The organism is Alishewanella sp. HL-SH05, assembly GCF_052655985.1.
In genome coordinates, this window is sequence record NZ_CP199753.1 from 1,062,641 (window position 1) to 1,079,450 (window position 16,810).

At 47.0% G+C, this 16,810-nt stretch carries 17 protein-coding genes; 16 read left to right on the plus strand and 1 reads right to left on the minus strand.

All coding sequences use genetic code 11. From position 1 onward, the window contains the following. Positions 1 to 5 precede the first annotated feature (5 nt). The 6 genes from rlmD (at position 6) to ACUJFL_RS04880 (ending at position 8,506) form a co-directional block, all read left to right on the plus strand. Positions 6 to 1,331, plus strand: coding sequence for a 23S rRNA (uracil(1939)-C(5))-methyltransferase RlmD (rlmD, locus tag ACUJFL_RS04855; RefSeq protein ID WP_445428634.1), 1,326 nt, complete (start codon positions 6 to 8; stop codon positions 1,329 to 1,331). 64 nt (positions 1,332 to 1,395) lie between these two features. Continuing rightward, a complete protein-coding gene (gene relA / locus ACUJFL_RS04860; protein ID WP_445428635.1) occupies positions 1,396 to 3,591 on the plus strand; it encodes a GTP diphosphokinase in 2,196 nt (731 codons plus the stop codon). A 26-nt stretch (positions 3,592 to 3,617) separates the two neighbouring features. Beyond that, complete coding sequence (gene mazG / locus ACUJFL_RS04865; RefSeq protein ID WP_226749614.1) at positions 3,618 to 4,394, plus strand: nucleoside triphosphate pyrophosphohydrolase; 777 nt, start codon at positions 3,618 to 3,620, stop codon at positions 4,392 to 4,394. Between the two features lie 301 nt (positions 4,395 to 4,695). Beyond that, a complete protein-coding gene (locus ACUJFL_RS04870; protein ID WP_445428636.1) occupies positions 4,696 to 6,333 on the plus strand; it encodes a CTP synthase in 1,638 nt (545 codons plus the stop codon). Positions 6,334 to 6,393: 60 nt separating this feature from the next. Then, entirely contained in the window at positions 6,394 to 7,686 is a 1,293-nt protein-coding gene (gene eno, locus ACUJFL_RS04875) for a phosphopyruvate hydratase (protein ID WP_226749616.1), read from the plus strand. A gap of 205 nt (positions 7,687 to 7,891) precedes the next feature. Next, positions 7,892 to 8,506: a hypothetical protein gene (locus tag ACUJFL_RS04880; protein ID WP_445428637.1), complete on the plus strand. Its 615-nt coding sequence runs from the start codon at positions 7,892 to 7,894 to the stop codon at positions 8,504 to 8,506. Between the two features lie 36 nt (positions 8,507 to 8,542). Here the strand turns inward: ACUJFL_RS04880 and ACUJFL_RS04885 are convergent, their stop codons facing one another. Further along, positions 8,543 to 9,061, minus strand: coding sequence for a DUF1569 domain-containing protein (locus tag ACUJFL_RS04885; protein ID WP_226749618.1), 519 nt, complete (start codon positions 9,059 to 9,061; stop codon positions 8,543 to 8,545). 194 nt (positions 9,062 to 9,255) lie between these two features. On the opposite strand from ACUJFL_RS04885, the gene ACUJFL_RS04890 reads away from it, so the two are divergent. From ACUJFL_RS04890 to rpoS, 10 genes are all read left to right on the plus strand, one after another. Then, the gene (locus tag ACUJFL_RS04890) at positions 9,256 to 9,909 is read left to right on the plus strand and encodes a hypothetical protein (RefSeq protein ID WP_226749619.1); all 654 of its coding nucleotides are present in this window, start codon (positions 9,256 to 9,258) and stop codon (positions 9,907 to 9,909) included. 65 nt (positions 9,910 to 9,974) lie between these two features. Beyond that, entirely contained in the window at positions 9,975 to 10,253 is a 279-nt protein-coding gene (gene ftsB, locus ACUJFL_RS04895) for a cell division protein FtsB (protein ID WP_226749620.1), read from the plus strand. Then, the gene (gene ispD, locus ACUJFL_RS04900; protein ID WP_445428638.1) at positions 10,253 to 10,945 is read left to right on the plus strand and encodes a 2-C-methyl-D-erythritol 4-phosphate cytidylyltransferase; all 693 of its coding nucleotides are present in this window, start codon (positions 10,253 to 10,255) and stop codon (positions 10,943 to 10,945) included. Before ftsB ends, ispD begins: the two co-directional genes overlap by 1 nt. Beyond that, the gene (ispF, locus tag ACUJFL_RS04905; protein WP_445428639.1) at positions 10,945 to 11,424 is read left to right on the plus strand and encodes a 2-C-methyl-D-erythritol 2,4-cyclodiphosphate synthase; all 480 of its coding nucleotides are present in this window, start codon (positions 10,945 to 10,947) and stop codon (positions 11,422 to 11,424) included. Before ispD ends, ispF begins: the two co-directional genes overlap by 1 nt. Then, positions 11,418 to 12,500, plus strand: a complete 1,083-nt coding sequence (gene truD / locus ACUJFL_RS04910) for a tRNA pseudouridine(13) synthase TruD (protein WP_445428640.1) — start codon at positions 11,418 to 11,420, stop codon at positions 12,498 to 12,500. Before ispF ends, truD begins: the two co-directional genes overlap by 7 nt. Then, on the plus strand, positions 12,501 to 13,253 hold the full coding sequence (surE, locus tag ACUJFL_RS04915) for a 5'/3'-nucleotidase SurE (RefSeq protein ID WP_445428641.1): 753 nt from the start codon (positions 12,501 to 12,503) through the stop codon (positions 13,251 to 13,253). A 2-nt stretch (positions 13,254 to 13,255) separates the two neighbouring features. Then, positions 13,256 to 13,894 (plus strand): protein-L-isoaspartate(D-aspartate) O-methyltransferase, encoded by a 639-nt coding sequence (locus ACUJFL_RS04920; RefSeq protein WP_226749625.1) that lies wholly within the window; start codon positions 13,256 to 13,258, stop codon positions 13,892 to 13,894. A 27-nt stretch (positions 13,895 to 13,921) separates the two neighbouring features. After that, positions 13,922 to 14,842 carry a DUF368 domain-containing protein gene (locus ACUJFL_RS04925; RefSeq protein ID WP_445428642.1) on the plus strand — a complete coding sequence of 307 codons (921 nt, stop codon included), beginning with the start codon at positions 13,922 to 13,924 and terminating at the stop codon, positions 14,840 to 14,842. Between the two features lie 87 nt (positions 14,843 to 14,929). After that, positions 14,930 to 15,691, plus strand: coding sequence for a peptidoglycan DD-metalloendopeptidase family protein (locus tag ACUJFL_RS04930; protein ID WP_445429063.1), 762 nt, complete (start codon positions 14,930 to 14,932; stop codon positions 15,689 to 15,691). A gap of 94 nt (positions 15,692 to 15,785) precedes the next feature. Then, positions 15,786 to 16,778: an RNA polymerase sigma factor RpoS gene (gene rpoS / locus ACUJFL_RS04935; RefSeq protein ID WP_226749628.1), complete on the plus strand. Its 993-nt coding sequence runs from the start codon at positions 15,786 to 15,788 to the stop codon at positions 16,776 to 16,778. Positions 16,779 to 16,810: the final 32 nt, after the last annotated feature.

Genomic DNA, 16,810 nt, shown 5'->3' on the forward strand with positions numbered 1-16,810 from the left:
ATCGAATGGTAACGCTCTATAAACCGAAACAAAAATCGCAACACCTTGGCCAGCAAGTAAAATTGCAAGTGGAATCGACCGATTATGAAGTCAATGGTATTGGTCGTTGGCAACAGAAGATTGCTTTTGTCAGCGGTGCTTTAGCAGGCGAACAGGTGCTTGCTAAAGTGACTGAAGATAAAACGCATTTTATTAAAGCGCGCGTTGAGCGGGTACTTAAAGCCAGCCCATTGCGAGTGACGCCTTTTTGCCCGCATTATCAGTTATGTGGTGGCTGTCAATTGCAGCATGTGGCCAGTGCCGAGCAAGCACAATTAAAACAACAAGGTGTAGATGAATTAATCCGTCATCAAACCGGTTTAGGCGAGTTGCCATGGCAGCCATTGTTAACGGGGCCCGATCAAGGTTATCGGCGTAAAGCGCGAATTGGTGTCTGGTTTGATCGTAAACGCAAGCAGCTAACGGTTGGCTTTCGAGAAAGTGCCAGCAAAACCCTCACGCCCATTAATACCTGTGCTGTACTGCAGCCGCAGTTACAGCCTATTTTTGCAGTATTACAACAGGTTGTACCACAATTATCAGAGCCGAGTGCGATCACGCATGTTGAAGTGATTGCCGCTGAGCAGCAAGTGTTTTTAATTGTGAGGCACACAAAGCCATTGACCACCGCTGAGCAACAATTATTTGTTACGGCGTGGCCTGAAGCGGTTTGGCTGGGTGAAGCCGAAGCAGGGCAGTTAACAAACTGGCAGCCTAATGCGCCGAGTCCGCGTTATCGGTTAAGCGAGCAAGGTTTAGAGTTGGCCTTTGCCGCAACTGATTTTATTCAAGTCAATCCGCAATTAAATCAGCAAATGGTGTCATTAGCGCTACAATGGTTGCAGCCGCATGCTGAGGATAATATTCTTGATTTGTATGCAGGTATGGGCAATTTTAGTTTAGCCTTGGCGCAGCGCGCTAAATTGGTGCATGGTGTTGAAGGGCTTGCCACTATGGTGCAGCAAGCCACGGCGAATGCCCAACTTAATGGCATTACGAACGCCCAGTTTTGGCAAGCCGATTTGCATCTAGCTTGGGGTAAAACGGACTGGAATAACCCGATTTACCAGAAGATCGTGCTTGATCCTGCCCGAGCCGGCGCCGAAGGCGCGATGCCACAACTGGTTAAGCTAAAACCGGCACAGATATTGTACATATCGTGCAATGCCGCGACCTTTGCGCGCGATGCAAAAGTGTTGTTACAGTCGGGTTATCAGTTGCAAAAGATTGCTGGCATCGATATGTTTCCCCACACGAGTCATCTGGAATTGATGGCGTTGTTCAGTCGTTAGCCAATCTGGCTGACTTTCGTGACGTGCAATAAGCTGGAACGACTTATTTTAATGAGGACAAAACATGGTTAGGGTGCGCCAGTCACACAGCAGTGGCTACCATGGTGGTGAGACAGTCGAATGGCTGTGCTCACTGGGGCTGTCTGAAAAAAGGATTGGTGCATTATTAGAATGCGCAGCCTGGCTAAAACAGCAACAACTAGACGACGATGTGCTAGAGGTGCGAACCGGCTGGGAAATGGTAGAGATTTTGGCTGATCTTAAAATGGATCAGGACTCACTGCTTGCCTCCTTGTTATTTCCTGCTTTTGAGGCGGGCCTGCTGGAATTGGCGCAGATTGAAGCCAATTTTTCTGCTTCGGTGGCCTTGCTGCTGTCTGCGGTGCAACAAATGGAAGCGATCCGCACTATCCCAACCAGCGTTAAGCAAGGTGCGGATGGCCAACAAGCGGATAACTTACGGCGCATGTTGCTAGCCATGGTAGAAGATGTGCGCGCGGTGGTGATTAAATTAGCGGCACAAATTTGCTATCTGCGTGATGTGAAAGATGCCGATGAAGAAACGCGCGTTCTCGCGGCGAAAGAAACCAATGCTATTTTTGCGCCCTTAGCCAACCGTTTAGGTATTGGCCAATTAAAATGGGAACTTGAAGATCTGGCGTTTCGCTATTTGCATCCAACCACATATAAACAGGTGGCCAGTTTACTGGAAGAGCGACGCTTAGATCGCGAACAATATATGCAAGATTTTGTAGCTGCGGTTCGGCAAAAAATGCTCGATGCGCAAGTGCAAGCCGAAGTTTACGGGCGGCCGAAACACATTTTTAGCATTTGGAAGAAAATGCAGAAAAAGCAGCTGTCTTTCGAACAGTTGTATGACATCAGAGCGGTTCGGATTGTGACCGAACGTGTGCAAGATTGTTATGCGTCTTTGGGGTTAGTGCATACCAATTGGCGACATTTACCCAAAGAGTTCGACGATTACATCGCCACGCCAAAACAAAATGGTTATCAATCCATTCATACCGTGGTGCTAGGCCCACAAGGGCGGCCGATCGAGATCCAAATCCGTACGCGACAAATGCATGAAGATGCCGAGTTGGGTGTTGCAGCGCATTGGCGTTACAAAGAGGGCGGCGCGGCCAGCAAAACCGTGGCGAACGATGAAAAAATTAGCTGGTTACGTAAGTTATTGCAATGGCAAGAAGATTTAGCCGATGGCACCGACTTGGCTGAAGAGTTGCGTACTCAGGTTATTGAAGATCGCGTTTATGTCTTTACGCCCAAAGGCGATATTGTTGATTTACCGATGGGCTCGACACCGTTAGATTTTGCTTACTATGTACATTCTAATGTTGGACATCGTTGTATCGGCGCGAAAATCTCTGGGCGCATCGTGCCTTTTACCTACCAATTAAAAACCGGTGATCAGGTCGAAATTCTTACGGGGCGTGAGCCCAACCCCAGCCGAGATTGGCTAAATCCTAATTTAGGCTATTTAAAATCAAGCCGGGCACGCTCTAAGGTGCAATATTGGTTCCGCTTACAAGATCGTGATAAGAATTTGTCAGCCGGTCGTGAGTTACTCGATGCTGAATTGAATCGGTTAAACCTGCTGATTGAAGCACCAACCAAGGTGTTGCAACGCTTTAATGTCAATAGCATGGACGAGCTATTAGTCGGCATTGGCGGTGGTGAAATCAAAGTGACACAAGTAGTCCACTTTATTCAAAGCCAAAGCCCAAATCATGAATTACCCGAGATTGATCCGCGTTTAAAAACCAAACCGCTACCCACTAATAAAGTGAAAAGTGATGTGGTGGTGCAAGGTGTGGGTAATTTGCTAACACATATGGCGGGCTGTTGTCAGCCGTTACCAGGCGATGCCATTATTGGCTATATCACGCAAGGTCGTGGTATTGCGATTCACCGTGATGATTGCGATCAGTTCAAAACCTTATTGGATTCACATCCAGAGCGGGTGGTCGATGCCACTTGGGGTGACAAGTATGCCTCTGGTTACGAAGTCGATATTCGGATTGTGGCCAATGATCGTAATGGCTTGTTACGCGATATCACCAGTATCTTGGCCAATGAAAAAGCCAACGTGACCAGTATGAGCAGTAGTTCGGATATTAAAGCGCAAACCGCGGTGATTAATATGACGATGGAACTGTACAACTTGGACTCGTTAAATAAACTGCTGAGTAAAATTAGCCAAATAGACGATGTGATTGAAGCAAAACGCTTTCATCATTAAGCCGTTAAGTATAAGAAGAGTTAGCCGTGTCTGAACCCATTTCACGCTTGTTAAGCATCATGTCCGCATTACGCGATCCTGTTAGCGGTTGTCCGTGGGATCTGAAGCAAAGCTACGCCAGCATTGTGCCCTACACTTTAGAAGAGGCCTATGAAGTGGCTGATGCTATCGCGCGTGATAGCTTTGATGAGCTGAAAGATGAATTAGGCGATTTGCTGTTTCAAGTGGTGTTTTATGCCCAGTTAGCTAAAGAAGAAGGTCGCTTTCAGTTTGAAGATTGTGTCACGGCCATTTGCGATAAATTAGAGCGTCGCCATCCGCATGTGTTTGGTAATCTCAGTGCAGAAGATGCCGACACCGTGCTAAAAAATTGGGAAGCCCTGAAAAGCACGGAGCGTAAAGAGAGCGGGCAACACAGTGTGCTGGATAATATTCCGCAAGCGATGCCAGCATTAAGCCGTGCTTATAAGCTGCAAAAACGCTGTGCTAATGTCGGTTTTGATTGGCCGGATGTTAGCGGTTGCTGGAATAAAGTCAAAGAAGAGATTTTAGAAGTTGAACAAACCGCCCCGGGCAGTGCCGAGCTAGCAGAAGAACTCGGCGACTTAATGTTTGCGCTGGTGAATGTGGTGCGTAAGCATAAACTGGATCCTGAGGCGGTTTTACGTGCGGCGAACAGTAAGTTTGAAAAGCGCTTTCGCGCGGTCGAACTAACGCTTGCCGAGCAAGGCCGCAGCACTGAACAGGCCTCTTTGGACGAAATGGAACAGATTTGGCAGCAGGTAAAGCGCCAACCGTCATAATGGCGGCCCAGTGGCATGCACAGGGCGGTAATGACCGCCCTTAACTACCGGCTTGAAGTAAAGGGTTATGCAGATTGCTTGTTGCATTGCAACTTGCTGGTCTTACCTGTTTTACGTTGTGCAATTATTTAACGACTAACACAGCTTTAGATTGAGCCGCTGTTCGGCCTTTGCTATACTTTCCTCCCGTCCTGATACCAAACATTTTAAGCCCTTGTTTTAACAGCAACCGATAGTTTTATCGGTGCTAAATGCTTTTTTTGTTTGGCGAAATCTTCTATTACTGCGTTTCTGGGGTCTTATGGCGACACGATATATTTTTGTGACGGGTGGGGTTGTCTCATCTCTAGGTAAAGGCATTGCTGCGGCATCGCTGGCGGCAATTCTGGAAGCGCGTGGTTTAAATGTCACTCTGCTGAAATTGGATCCTTACATCAACGTCGATCCTGGCACGATGAGCCCGATCCAACATGGTGAAGTTTTCGTTACCGAAGACGGTGCGGAAACGGATCTGGATTTGGGGCACTACGAGCGCTTTATTCGCACTAAAATGACGAAGTTAAATAACTTTACGCAAGGCCGCATCTACGCTGACGTATTGCGCCGTGAGCGTCGTGGTGACTATTTAGGTGCCACCATTCAAGTTATCCCGCATATCACTAACGAAATTAAAAACCGCGTGGTTGCCGGTGCCGATGGCTATGATATTGCCATTGTCGAAATTGGCGGTACGGTCGGTGATATTGAATCGCTACCTTTCTTAGAAGCTATTCGTCAGCTGGGTACCGAAGTGGGTCGTGAGCGCACTTTGTTTATGCATTTAACCTTGGTGCCTTACTTAGGCACGGCTGGCGAGATCAAAACCAAGCCAACTCAACACTCGGTAAAAGAGCTGCGTTCTATCGGTATTCAACCTGATATTCTGGTTTGCCGTTCCGATCGGGCGATCCCGAATAACGAACGGGCTAAAATAGCGCTGTTTACTAATGTTGAAGAAAAAGCAGTTATTTCGCTAAAAGACGTCTCAAGCATTTATCAAATTCCGGCTTTGTTGAAATCACAAGGCTTGGACGATTTAGTCTGTCGCCGTTTCCATATCGATGCACCTGAAGCCGATTTAGCGGAATGGGAACAGGTGTTATACCAAGAGTCGAACCCGACGGGCGAGATCACCATTGGTATGGTTGGTAAGTATGTGGAGTTACCCGATGCGTATAAATCGGTGAATGAAGCTTTGGGTCATGCCGGTTTAAAAAATCGCGTTACCGTTAATATTAAATACATCGACTCGCAAGATATTAAGAGCAAAGGCCCTGCAATATTAAGCGGTTTAGACGGTATCTTAGTACCGGGTGGCTTTGGTGAGCGCGGTGTTGAAGGTAAAATTTTAGCGGCGCAATTTGCTCGCGAAAACAAAGTACCTTATTTGGGCATTTGTTTAGGTATGCAAGTTGCTTTAATTGAATATGCGCGTAACGTGGCGGGTATGCCAGAAGCTCACTCTACTGAATTTAATAAAGAAACAACGTATCCGGTGGTCGGTTTGATCACCGAATGGCGCGATGCAGATGGCTCAATTGAAGTGCGTACTAACGACTCTGACCTGGGCGGCACCATGCGCTTGGGTAGCCAAAACTGTAATTTGGTTGCCGATACCAAAGCCTTTAGTATTTATGGTCAAGCGGTGATACAAGAACGTCATCGCCACCGTTATGAAGTGAATAACAATTTAAGACCAAAATTAGAAGCTGCCGGCTTGGTGATTTCTGGTTTATCAGCTGATAATCAGCTGGTTGAGATGATTGAAATACCCGATCATCCTTGGTTTGTGGCTGGACAGTTCCATCCGGAGTTTAATTCGACGCCGCGCGATGGCCATCCATTGTTCCAAAGCTTTGTTGCCGCTGCGCATAAGTTCCAAAAACAGCAGCGCGTATAACTTTAGCAAGCCGTGTTGGATAACACGGCTTTTTTGTCTTTATCAAGGGGATCTTAAATTATGTCAGAAATTGCAAAAATTATTGCTCGCGAAATCGTAGACTCACGTGGTAACCCGACAGTCGAAGCGGATGTGTATTTGACCAGTGGTGTAATGGGGCGCGGTTGTGCACCCTCAGGCGCCTCAACCGGTTCACGCGAAGCCTTAGAGTTACGTGATGGTGATAAAAGCCGTTATTTGGGCAAGGGCGTATTAAAAGCGGTTGCCAATATTGATGGCCCGATCCAAGCAGCGTTAGTCGGCAAAAATGCTTACCAACAAGCTGACATCGATCAGATCATGATCGATTTAGACGGTACTGAAACCAAATCAAAATTAGGCGCAAACGCCATTTTAGCGGTATCACTGGCCGTAGCGCGTGCTGCCGCTGCCGATAAAAAGATCCCATTATATCAACACATTGCTGATTTAAATGGCACTTCGGGTGTTTACAGCATGCCAGTACCGATGATGAATATCATCAACGGTGGCGAGCATGCTGACAATAACGTTGATATTCAAGAATTTATGGTGCAGCCTGTCGGCGCTAAAACCTTTGCTGAAGCATTACGCATGGGCGCTGAGATTTTCCATAGCTTGAAAAAAGAACTGCAAAAACGCGGTTTAAACACTGCAGTGGGTGATGAAGGCGGTTTTGCACCTGATTTGAAATCTAACGAAGAAGCTTTATCGGTTATCGTTGAAGCGGTAAAAGCTGCCGGCTACGAAATGGATAAAGACATTACGTTAGCCTTAGATTGTGCGGCCTCTGAATTTTATAAAAACGGTCAGTACGTGTTAAGCGGCGAGAACAAAAGCTTTGATTCCTATGGTTTCAACGATTACTTAGCCGGTTTATCACAGCGTTATCCGATCGTTTCTATTGAAGATGGTTTAGACGAAAGTGATTGGGATGGCTGGAAAGATTTAACCAACAAAATTGGCACTAAAGTGCAATTAGTTGGTGACGATCTGTTTGTCACCAATACCAAGATCCTGACACGCGGTATTGAGCAGGGCATCGGTAACTCAATTTTGATTAAGTTTAATCAAATTGGCTCGTTAACCGAAACCTTAGCCGCTATCAAAATGGCTAAAGACGCGGGCTTTACTGCAGTTATTTCACACCGTAGCGGCGAAACCGAAGATGCCTTTATTGCGGATTTAGCGGTGGGTACCGCAGCCGGTCAAATTAAGACCGGTTCACTGTGTCGTTCAGATCGCGTTGCGAAGTACAATCAATTACTGCGGATCGAACAAGAGTTAGGCAGCAAGGCCCCCTACAAAGGCCGTAGCGAAATCAAAGGCCAGTAATTTAGGCTTTGTTTCCCGGTAGCCGCCAGGCTACCGGTATAACGGCTCGCGGCATGCACCCTGCTGTGGCAGAGCACCATCTTTATTGTGCTTAACGCATAACATATGATGAAGATCAAAGCTGCTGCAGCTTTATTGAAATTTTCCCGCCGAAACGCAATGGCTGCGTTATAGTCAATATATCTAACAACTTTTTAGGTTTGCTATGAAAAGACATGCTTTGATTCAGATATGTTGTGCAGTATTAGGTGCCGGTTTCATCAGCATCACCTCAGCGCAAAATAAACCAAGTCCAACATTAAGTGAGATTGATTTATCACAAGTGCAAATTAATGGCATACAGCTTGATATGAGTAAAGCCACGGTAGAACGATTGTTAAAACATCAATTTAGTCACAGCGATGAGAGCAGTGAGAGCAGTGATACCAGTATAGCGGCATTTAAATGTGTGAAAACACAGTGTCAGGCACAGCGTAATGGGGCAGACGGTGAAACCTTGTTAAATGTGTATTTTAATCGGCAACAACAAGCGTACTGGATTGTATTACAAACCCAAGCTCAGCTGGCTGAAACACCACCGCAGTGTTTAGTGGTGGCCGCAGAGCAGCTTGATGCCTTAAGGCAAAAATATCATCCTGAAGATGTGAAACATTTTTATGGCCCGAATGCCGTCACTTTACGCTTAAATAAACAAGGTCATCCTGATCCGGCAGAAAATAGCTTTTATGGTTACCGCGTGCAGATAAAATGTGAGCCGTTTGCTCGCGGTATAGCAAGTAGTGAATACGAGCTCCGCGATAAAGCCATTGAGTTACGCTAAGATAACCACTGGCGAGTTAATCTGTCGTTCCGCTAGTTAGCGAGAGACAATCTGCTGCAAGTGTTGTTCTAAAAATAACGCATGCACTTTGTAGTACTGCGCCTTGGTGAGGCTACCGTAAGCAAAATGCGCGGCTAATTCGCCCTGCCAATTAATAAATTCCTGTAATTCAAACATTAACTCATGTAGTGCCACATCATTAGGAACGTCTACTGCCAGTGGTGGTGCGCCAGGAATCGGCTGCTCCTGCGCCGCTGGCATACTGCCTATTGCGGCATAAAAATTTAGCGCTAATTTACCCACGATATTTTTTTGTAATACCGAGTGATGCTGTGGATAACCCACAATAGAGTAACGTAGGTTTTGCGCACAATGTTGAAAAATCTGACTCACATTCCAGTTCCCCATACTACGGAGTCGATCCGGTTGCATTGCGCGTAAACGTTGTTGCAGATCGGTCAGAGGGTAATGCCGTAAAGTCGCAACAAATTTGCTGCCCAGCACGACAACCAAGGGGGTAAAAGCGGCGGTGCGTAAAAATTGACGACGATTCATCGGACCTATTCTATGGCTAACGGTGGTGTGACTGGCGCTTAAACTACCGTTTTTCGGCGCGAGCGTCCAGTCTGCAGCGATAGCCTGGCGGATAAGCGCTTTGCTGCGAAGGTTTTTTCTTACAGAGCGATTTTTCTGCTTAACAGATGCATTTAGGCTTTTACAATAATCAGGCTATTGGCTAACATCGCTACATGACGATGATGCACGAAAATCAACCACATTTTTGGCAAGCAACTGCAGCCAATCAAACTTATACTGAGCTGTGTAATGCTTTGTATGAGCGTGAGCTATTTCGTTTGGCGGCCACCCCCAGCTCAGAATTAGCACAGTTGCCAAAACGCATCGCCAGTTTACCTTTTTATATTCGACGTGCTGCGAGCAGTATTTTGCAATATCCTGCTAATTTGGCGCTCGATAGTCAAAATGCCTCTTGGTATGGCAAACAATTTAAACGCTGTCCGGCCAGTAAACAGGCGGCGGATCCGATCCTAGCTTTTTACAGCAAAGCAGCGAAACCGGGTCTGATTGTGCCGCTTTACTGCGAAGATAAAACCCTTGAACATATCGTGTTAGACAGTGTTGATGAAGTGGATGTAACAGAGCAGCGTTTGCATTGTAATCAGTATGGTTGGTTTTCGTTTAGTGGTATGCCCTTAGCCGAGGACAACAGTAAGTTGTTTTTACTTAAACCAGACAAGAACATTATGACCGCCGCTTGTTGTGGCCATCAGTGGTTAAACTTACAAAAAAAAGAACCGCGTTTACTCACTTTGCGTGAACTTTTATTGGCTAGCCGCCTAAATTGGCGTAATTTCGCTCGACCACATTTGGGGCAAAGCAGCTGATATAAAGCTTTGCAGTAGCTATTTAACGCTTCATAATAAGCTCAAACAGAAATAACGGTTTAGTTATGCGCATATTAATCGTGCTGTTGCTCATCGTGTTAGCGGCCTTACAACACCGGCTTTGGTTTGGTCAGCTCAGTGTGACAGATTACCTGCGTCAGCAGGAAGAAATAGCCACTCAACAAGCGAGTAATCAGGAGTTGATTAAGCGTAATCGTATGTTGTTGGCGGATGTTGATGATTTACGCCAGGGATTGGAAGCGATAGAAGAGCGAGCTCGCAACGAGCTTGGTCTGATTGCTGAAGATGAAGTTTTTTTTCGGATAGTACCGCGGACACCGTAATGTCATTAAAATCTTTTCCGGCGATTGCCGCCGTGATCCCCGCCGCTGGGGTTGGCCAGCGTATGCAAGCCGATAAACCCAAGCAATACTTGCGCTTACACGGCAAAACTATTTTAGAGCACAGTGTTAAACCGGTGTTAGCCATTAGCGCGGTGCAGCAGTTATATTTAGCGCTAAGCCCAAACGATCCCTATTTTGCCGCAACCGGCTTAACCGCTGAAAATATTGTGCGGGTTGATGGTGGTGCAGAGCGGGTGCACTCGGTATTAAATGCGCTGTTAGCGATAGACGCTGAAAAAATGCCTTGGGTACTTGTGCATGATGCTGCGCGACCTTTAGTGCGCCGCCAAGATATCGAGTTACTGATCCAGCGCTGCCTTGAGGTAGGGCATGGTGGTATTTTAGCAACGCCAGTCCGTGATACCATGAAACGTGGCCAAAACTTAATTAATGCTACGGTAGAGCGCGAGCATTTATGGCATGCGCTTACACCACAGTTTTTTCCTACGGCCTTACTCAGAGCGAATATCCAAGCTGCGTTAGCGGCCAAAGTGGTCGTCACAGATGAAGCCTCGGCTATGGAATGGGCGAATGAGCCGGTTCTGTTAGTGGAAGGACACAGTGATAATCTTAAAATTACGCGGCCGGCCGATCTGCAGCTGGCAGCGTTTTATTTGGAGCAAAATCAATAATGACAATGCGTATTGGTCATGGTTTCGATGTACATGCCTTTGGTGGCGAGGGGCCAGTGACGCTGGGCGGTATCAAAATTCCTTATCGTCAAGGGCTCGTTGCGCACTCCGATGGTGATGTGGTGCTACATGCGTTGGCCGATGCCTTATTAGGTGCGTTAGCGCTGGGAGATATTGGCAAGCACTTTCCTGACACTGACGCGGCTTACGCCGGCATTGATAGCCGGATCTTATTACGTAGCGTGTTCAGTGAAGTGCAGCAGCGCGGCTATCAGATTGGTAATGTGGATATTACTATTATGGCGCAAGCACCAAAGATGGCACCGCACATTGCCGATATGTGTGCCTGTATTGCCACCGATCTACAGTGTCAGCCTGATCAAGTTAATGTTAAAGCGACCACCACCGAGCAACTGGGTTTTGTCGGACGTAAAGAAGGTATCGCGGTTGCCGCCGTGGTGTTATTAACCTCATGCTGAACACTGAAACCGCTTTAAGCCATCCGTCTTTTCCTGCGCAAGCTGAGTTAGCTTATTTGCACGGTCAACCGCATATTCGCGCCGCTATTCGAGCAACAGCTGCTGATTTTTTAGTGGTGGAAGAACTTAATTTTACGCCGAGCGGTGCCGGTGAACATATTCTGCTGCAAATTGAGAAAACCGGGCAAAATACCCAGTTTATTGCCCGCGAGCTGGCGCGTTTAACCGGTTTACGCGTGCGCGATATTAGCTATGCGGGTTTAAAAGATCGGCATGCGGTCACGCAGCAATGGTTTTGCTTTAAATGGCCCATCAAGCAAGAGCTGGACTGGCAAACCTGGCAAATTGAAGGCGCTGACATCTTACAGATGGTACGGCATTACCGTAAATTGCGCCTAGGTGCTTTAAAGCGCAATCATTTTACTTTACGCTTAACACAAGTATCTGATGTACCGGCGCTAATGGCCAAGTTACCTTTACTCGAAGCCGGGGTACCTAATTATTATGGTGAGCAACGTTTTGGTCTGGCTGGCGGGAATTTACACCTCGCTGAGCGTTTGTTTCAGGGCGAAAGTATCGTAGATCGGCAATTACGGGGTTTAGCACTATCGGCAAGCCGCTCTTTTTTGTTTAATCAGGTTCTGTCAGCGCGCATCCAAAAAGGTCATTTTCAGCAATTAATGGCTGGGGATGTGGTGCAGCTAAACGGTTCTGGCTCGATATTTCCGGTTAATGAACCCGACTCGGTGTTGCAACAGCGGCTCGACAGCGCCGATATTCATCTCACCGCACCTTTATGTGGTGAGGGTAAGGCGTTAGTCAGTGCAGACGCCGCTTTATTTGAACAGCAGGTTCTTGTCCCTTGGCAGCACTGGGTTAGCGGTTTAGAGCTACTGCGGGTGCAAGTTGGCCGACGGGCGATGCGCGTGATCCCCGAGTCGGTCAGCGCTGCAGTCGAAGCTGATACGGTGACCTTGCAGTTTGCTTTACCGGCAGGGTGTTTTGCGACGAGTGTCCTGCGAGAGTTAGTGTCTTATCGTGACATTGCCCGCGATCTTGTACAAATGGAGTGTTAAATGCGCATTTTACTGAGTAACGATGACGGGGTGCATGCCCGTGGTATTCAAGTATTACAGCAAGCATTATTACAAATTGCTGAAGTCACTACCGTAGGACCCGATCGTAACTGCAGTGGTGCCAGTAATTCGTTGACCTTACTTAATCCGCTGCGCACACAAGCCTTAGACAACGGCTTTATTGCGGTCAATGGCACCCCGACCGATTGTGTTCATTTAGCCATTAGCCAATTATTAGATTTCACACCCGATTTAGTGGTCGCCGGCATCAATCATGGGGCAAACCTCGGGGATGACGTGTTGTATTCTGGCACCGTAGCCGCCGCGACAGAGGGCCGACACCTTGGCTTACCGGCTATCGCCGTGTCGCTTGCTGGGCGTGAAGAACAGCATTTTGCTACGGCGGCGCATGTGACCGTTGAAGTGATACGTAAATTACAATCACATCCGTTACCTGCTGATCAAATTTTGAATATCAATGTGCCGGCCATTCCATTACACGAACTAAAAGGTATTCAGGTGACGCGGCTTGGCCGTCGGCATAAAGCCGAAACCATGAGTAGCTCAACCGATCCTTGGGGTCGAAAAATTTATTGGTACGGCTCTTTAGGGCCAGAATTAGACGCTGGTGAAGGCACGGATTTTCATGCCATTGCAAATGGTTATGCTTCAGTCACACCATTACATGTTGATATGTCTGCCTATAAAAGTATGGAAACCTTGGCACATTGGTTAGAGGGGATCCCATTGTAATTATGGCAGTCGTTACCTTACGTAGTGCGCAGATGTTAGCGCAAAAACTTCAAGCTGATGGCATCACTGATGCCCGTGTACTGAGCGCTATCGCGCAAACACCGCGCCATCTCTTTGTTGAACCAGTGCTAGCACACAAAGCTTATGAGAATACGGCCTTGCCGATTGGCTTGGGGCAAACCATTTCGCAACCTTATATTGTGGCACGTATGACCGAGCTGTTGCTGCATGGCGGCAGTTGCGGCAAAGTACTCGAAATTGGTACGGGCTCGGGTTATCAAACTGCTATTTTGGCTCGGTTATTCAGTCATGTTTGCAGTGTCGAGCGTATTAAATCGTTACAGTTTCAAGCGAAGCGCCGTTTACAAGCGCAAGATTTACACAATGTGTCGATGAAGCACGGTGATGGCTGGTTAGGCTGGCCGACGAAAGGGCCCTTTGATAGCATTATTGTAACCGCTGCGCCGGTGGATGTGCCGCAAGCCTTGTTAGAGCAATTAACCGATGGCGGGCGTTTGGTGATCCCCGTGGGTGCGGAACAACAAGTGTTACGTGTTTATCAGCGAAACGGCGAACAGTGGCAAAAACAAGATATTGAAACCGTAAGGTTTGTTCCCTTAGTGCCAGGCGATCTGGCGTAACCAGCACAACGTGCAAACAGGAAGTATATGAAGTATCTGCAATGGCTGATCAAAGGTCTCGCTATGGGGGCGGCGGATGTAGTGCCGGGCGTTTCGGGCGGCACACTCGCGTTTATTTTGGGTATTTATGAACGTTTATTAGGCGCAATTAGCGCGATAAATTTACAGGCGTTTCAGTTGTTACTTAAAGGACGATTTCAGCAATTGTGGCGGCATATCGATGGCACTTTTGTGTTGTGTTTGTTTGCCGGGATTTTCCTTAGTATTTTTTCCCTCGCCTCGCTGATCAGTTGGTTGTTAGAGCATCGGCCAGTACCCTTGTGGGCCTTTTTTAATGGCTTAATCTTAACGGCGTTACCATTTTTGTTACGCTCAGTTAAGTGGTCACTTAGTCGTGCTTTGCTAGCGTTATTAGGTATTGTACTAGCGGTCTTTGTCGGGATGCTCTCGCCAGTTGATCTACAACCTTCAAGTTGGATGTTTTTTGTCGCCGGTGCCGTGGCGATCTGTGCCATGATTTTACCCGGCATTTCTGGTAGCTTCATTCTGTTAATTTCGGGCATGTATGCCCCCGTGATATTAGCCATTCGTGAGTTACATTTTTCGGTGCTGGCGTTGTTTGCTAGTGGTTGCGTTCTGGGCTTATTGAGTTTTTCGCATGTGTTAAAGTGGTTATTGCAGCGCTACCATGATGCCACTCTGGCGTTGTTAACGGGCGTTGTCGTTGGCGCCATGTATCGGCTTTGGCCTTGGCAAGCGGGTGAGTTTATGTATTCACCAAGCCGGTATGCGATAGCGTTTGGTCAAAATGATTTGCTATTGGCATTGCTATGTTTTACCAGTGCAGTGTTCGTGATGCTGGCGCTACTGAATCTTGAAAAGTGGTTGGGCGCTGAATCTGAGCGGCCCGCAACGGACGATGCTGTAGTAGGCCAGAGCAAGGAGTAAGCTATTATTGTCAGGTCTTGCGCAGTTAGCACACTATCTCTGCCCGAAACCCTGAACGGTTTTGGCTGGATAGCTATTGCTGCAGTCCTGTTGTTAACAGGTTGCGCCGGTTCGTCGACTCCGGCGCCAGTCACCACGCTGGAAATTCGTAAACAGCAACATCAATTACGCCAACAACAGACCTTAAGTGGCCGCAGTTACCAAGTACAACGTGGTGACACCTTATATTCTATTGCTTTTCGGGCAGGACAAGATTTTCGCACTGTCGCTGCACGCAATAATATCAAAGCGCCTTACACCATTTATCCGGGGCAGATTATTCAACTGCAAGCGGGTACCGCCGCCAAAATTAAAGGTTCAGTCACGCCTACCACGAGCAAAAGCTCTACCGTAAAATCGGTTGCAGCTAGCTCGCAAAAGGGGTATGTTCAAGAGAGGTCACCTGTCAATATTACTCAATCTGCAAGTACTGCAGTTGGGCGAGTAAGCTGGCAATGGCCTGTAAAAGGTCCCATTTTGGCGCGTTTTTCAACCGCTGAGCAGGGCAATAAAGGGGTAGATATTGGTGGTAGTGCGGGCAGTCGTATCAATGCCGCTGCTGATGGTCAGGTTGTGTATGCCGGTAATGCGCTACGAGGCTATGGCAACTTAATTATCATCAAGCACAACGATGATTACCTCAGTGCTTATGCCCACAATAAACGGCTTTTGGTTAAGGAACGGCAAGACGTTAAAGCGGGGCAACAAATAGCCGAAATGGGTGATACCGATGCGATAGATACACGGTTACACTTTGAAATTAGATTTCGTGGCCAATCGGTTGACCCGTTAAGGTATTTGCCGAGATAACCGTGAAAACTAATAATAAAAATAATAATAATTAATCCTTTGCATGGAAGCATTGCGCACCTATGGTGTGTCATTAAGTGTGGGGTAAGTGGATATGACAAGTAAAGATCACAAAATAACTGATGCGAAAGATGACGAACTAATTGATGAAAATGTCCTAGCTGAAGATGAAGATATTGAAGCGGAGTTACAGGAGTTATCGCAAGACGAAGGCACTCTAGACGAAATTTTCGTCAGGGATGACAGTCAAAAGTCCATGGATGCTACACAGATTTATTTGGGCGAAATTGGTTTTTCACCATTGTTATCCGCAGAAGAAGAAGTGTATTTTTCCCGTCTATCGCTAAAAGGTGATCAAGCCGCCCGCAAACGCATGATCGAAAGTAACTTACGTTTAGTGGTAAAAATAGCCCGTCGTTATATTAATCGTGGTTTAGCCCTACTAGATTTGATTGAAGAAGGCAATTTAGGCCTGATCCGAGCCGTAGAGAAGTTTGATCCTGAACGGGGTTTTCGCTTTTCAACTTATGCGACCTGGTGGATCCGTCAAACCATCGAACGTGCCATTATGAATCAAACGCGCACGATCCGTTTACCTATTCATGTGGTGAAAGAGCTTAATATTTATTTACGTGCGGCGCGTGAGTTATCACAAAGACTAGACCATGAACCAACCGCAGAAGAAATTGCTGCCTCATTAGATAAGCCAGTTGAAGATGTCCGTAAAATGCTAAAGCTGAATGAAAAAATCACTTCAGTTGATGTACCAGTGGCTGGCGCTTCAGAAAAACAACTGCTTGATGTTATTGCTGATGAAAAAGAATTAGGCCCCGAGCTAGAATTGCAAGATCAAGACATCAAACAACATCTGGTGATTTGGCTGGAAGAGCTAAACCCAAAACAACGTGAAGTATTAGCACGACGCTTTGGTTTGCTGGGATATGAACCTTCTACGCTGGAAGATGTAGGGCGTGAAATTGGTTTAACGCGGGAACGCGTGCGGCAAATTCAGGTTGAAGCTTTACGTCGGTTGCGTGAAATTGTAACGCATCAGGGTTTAAATATCGAAACACTGTTTCAAGAATAAAGGCGATAACAGCTGCGCTTAGTCCTTCACTA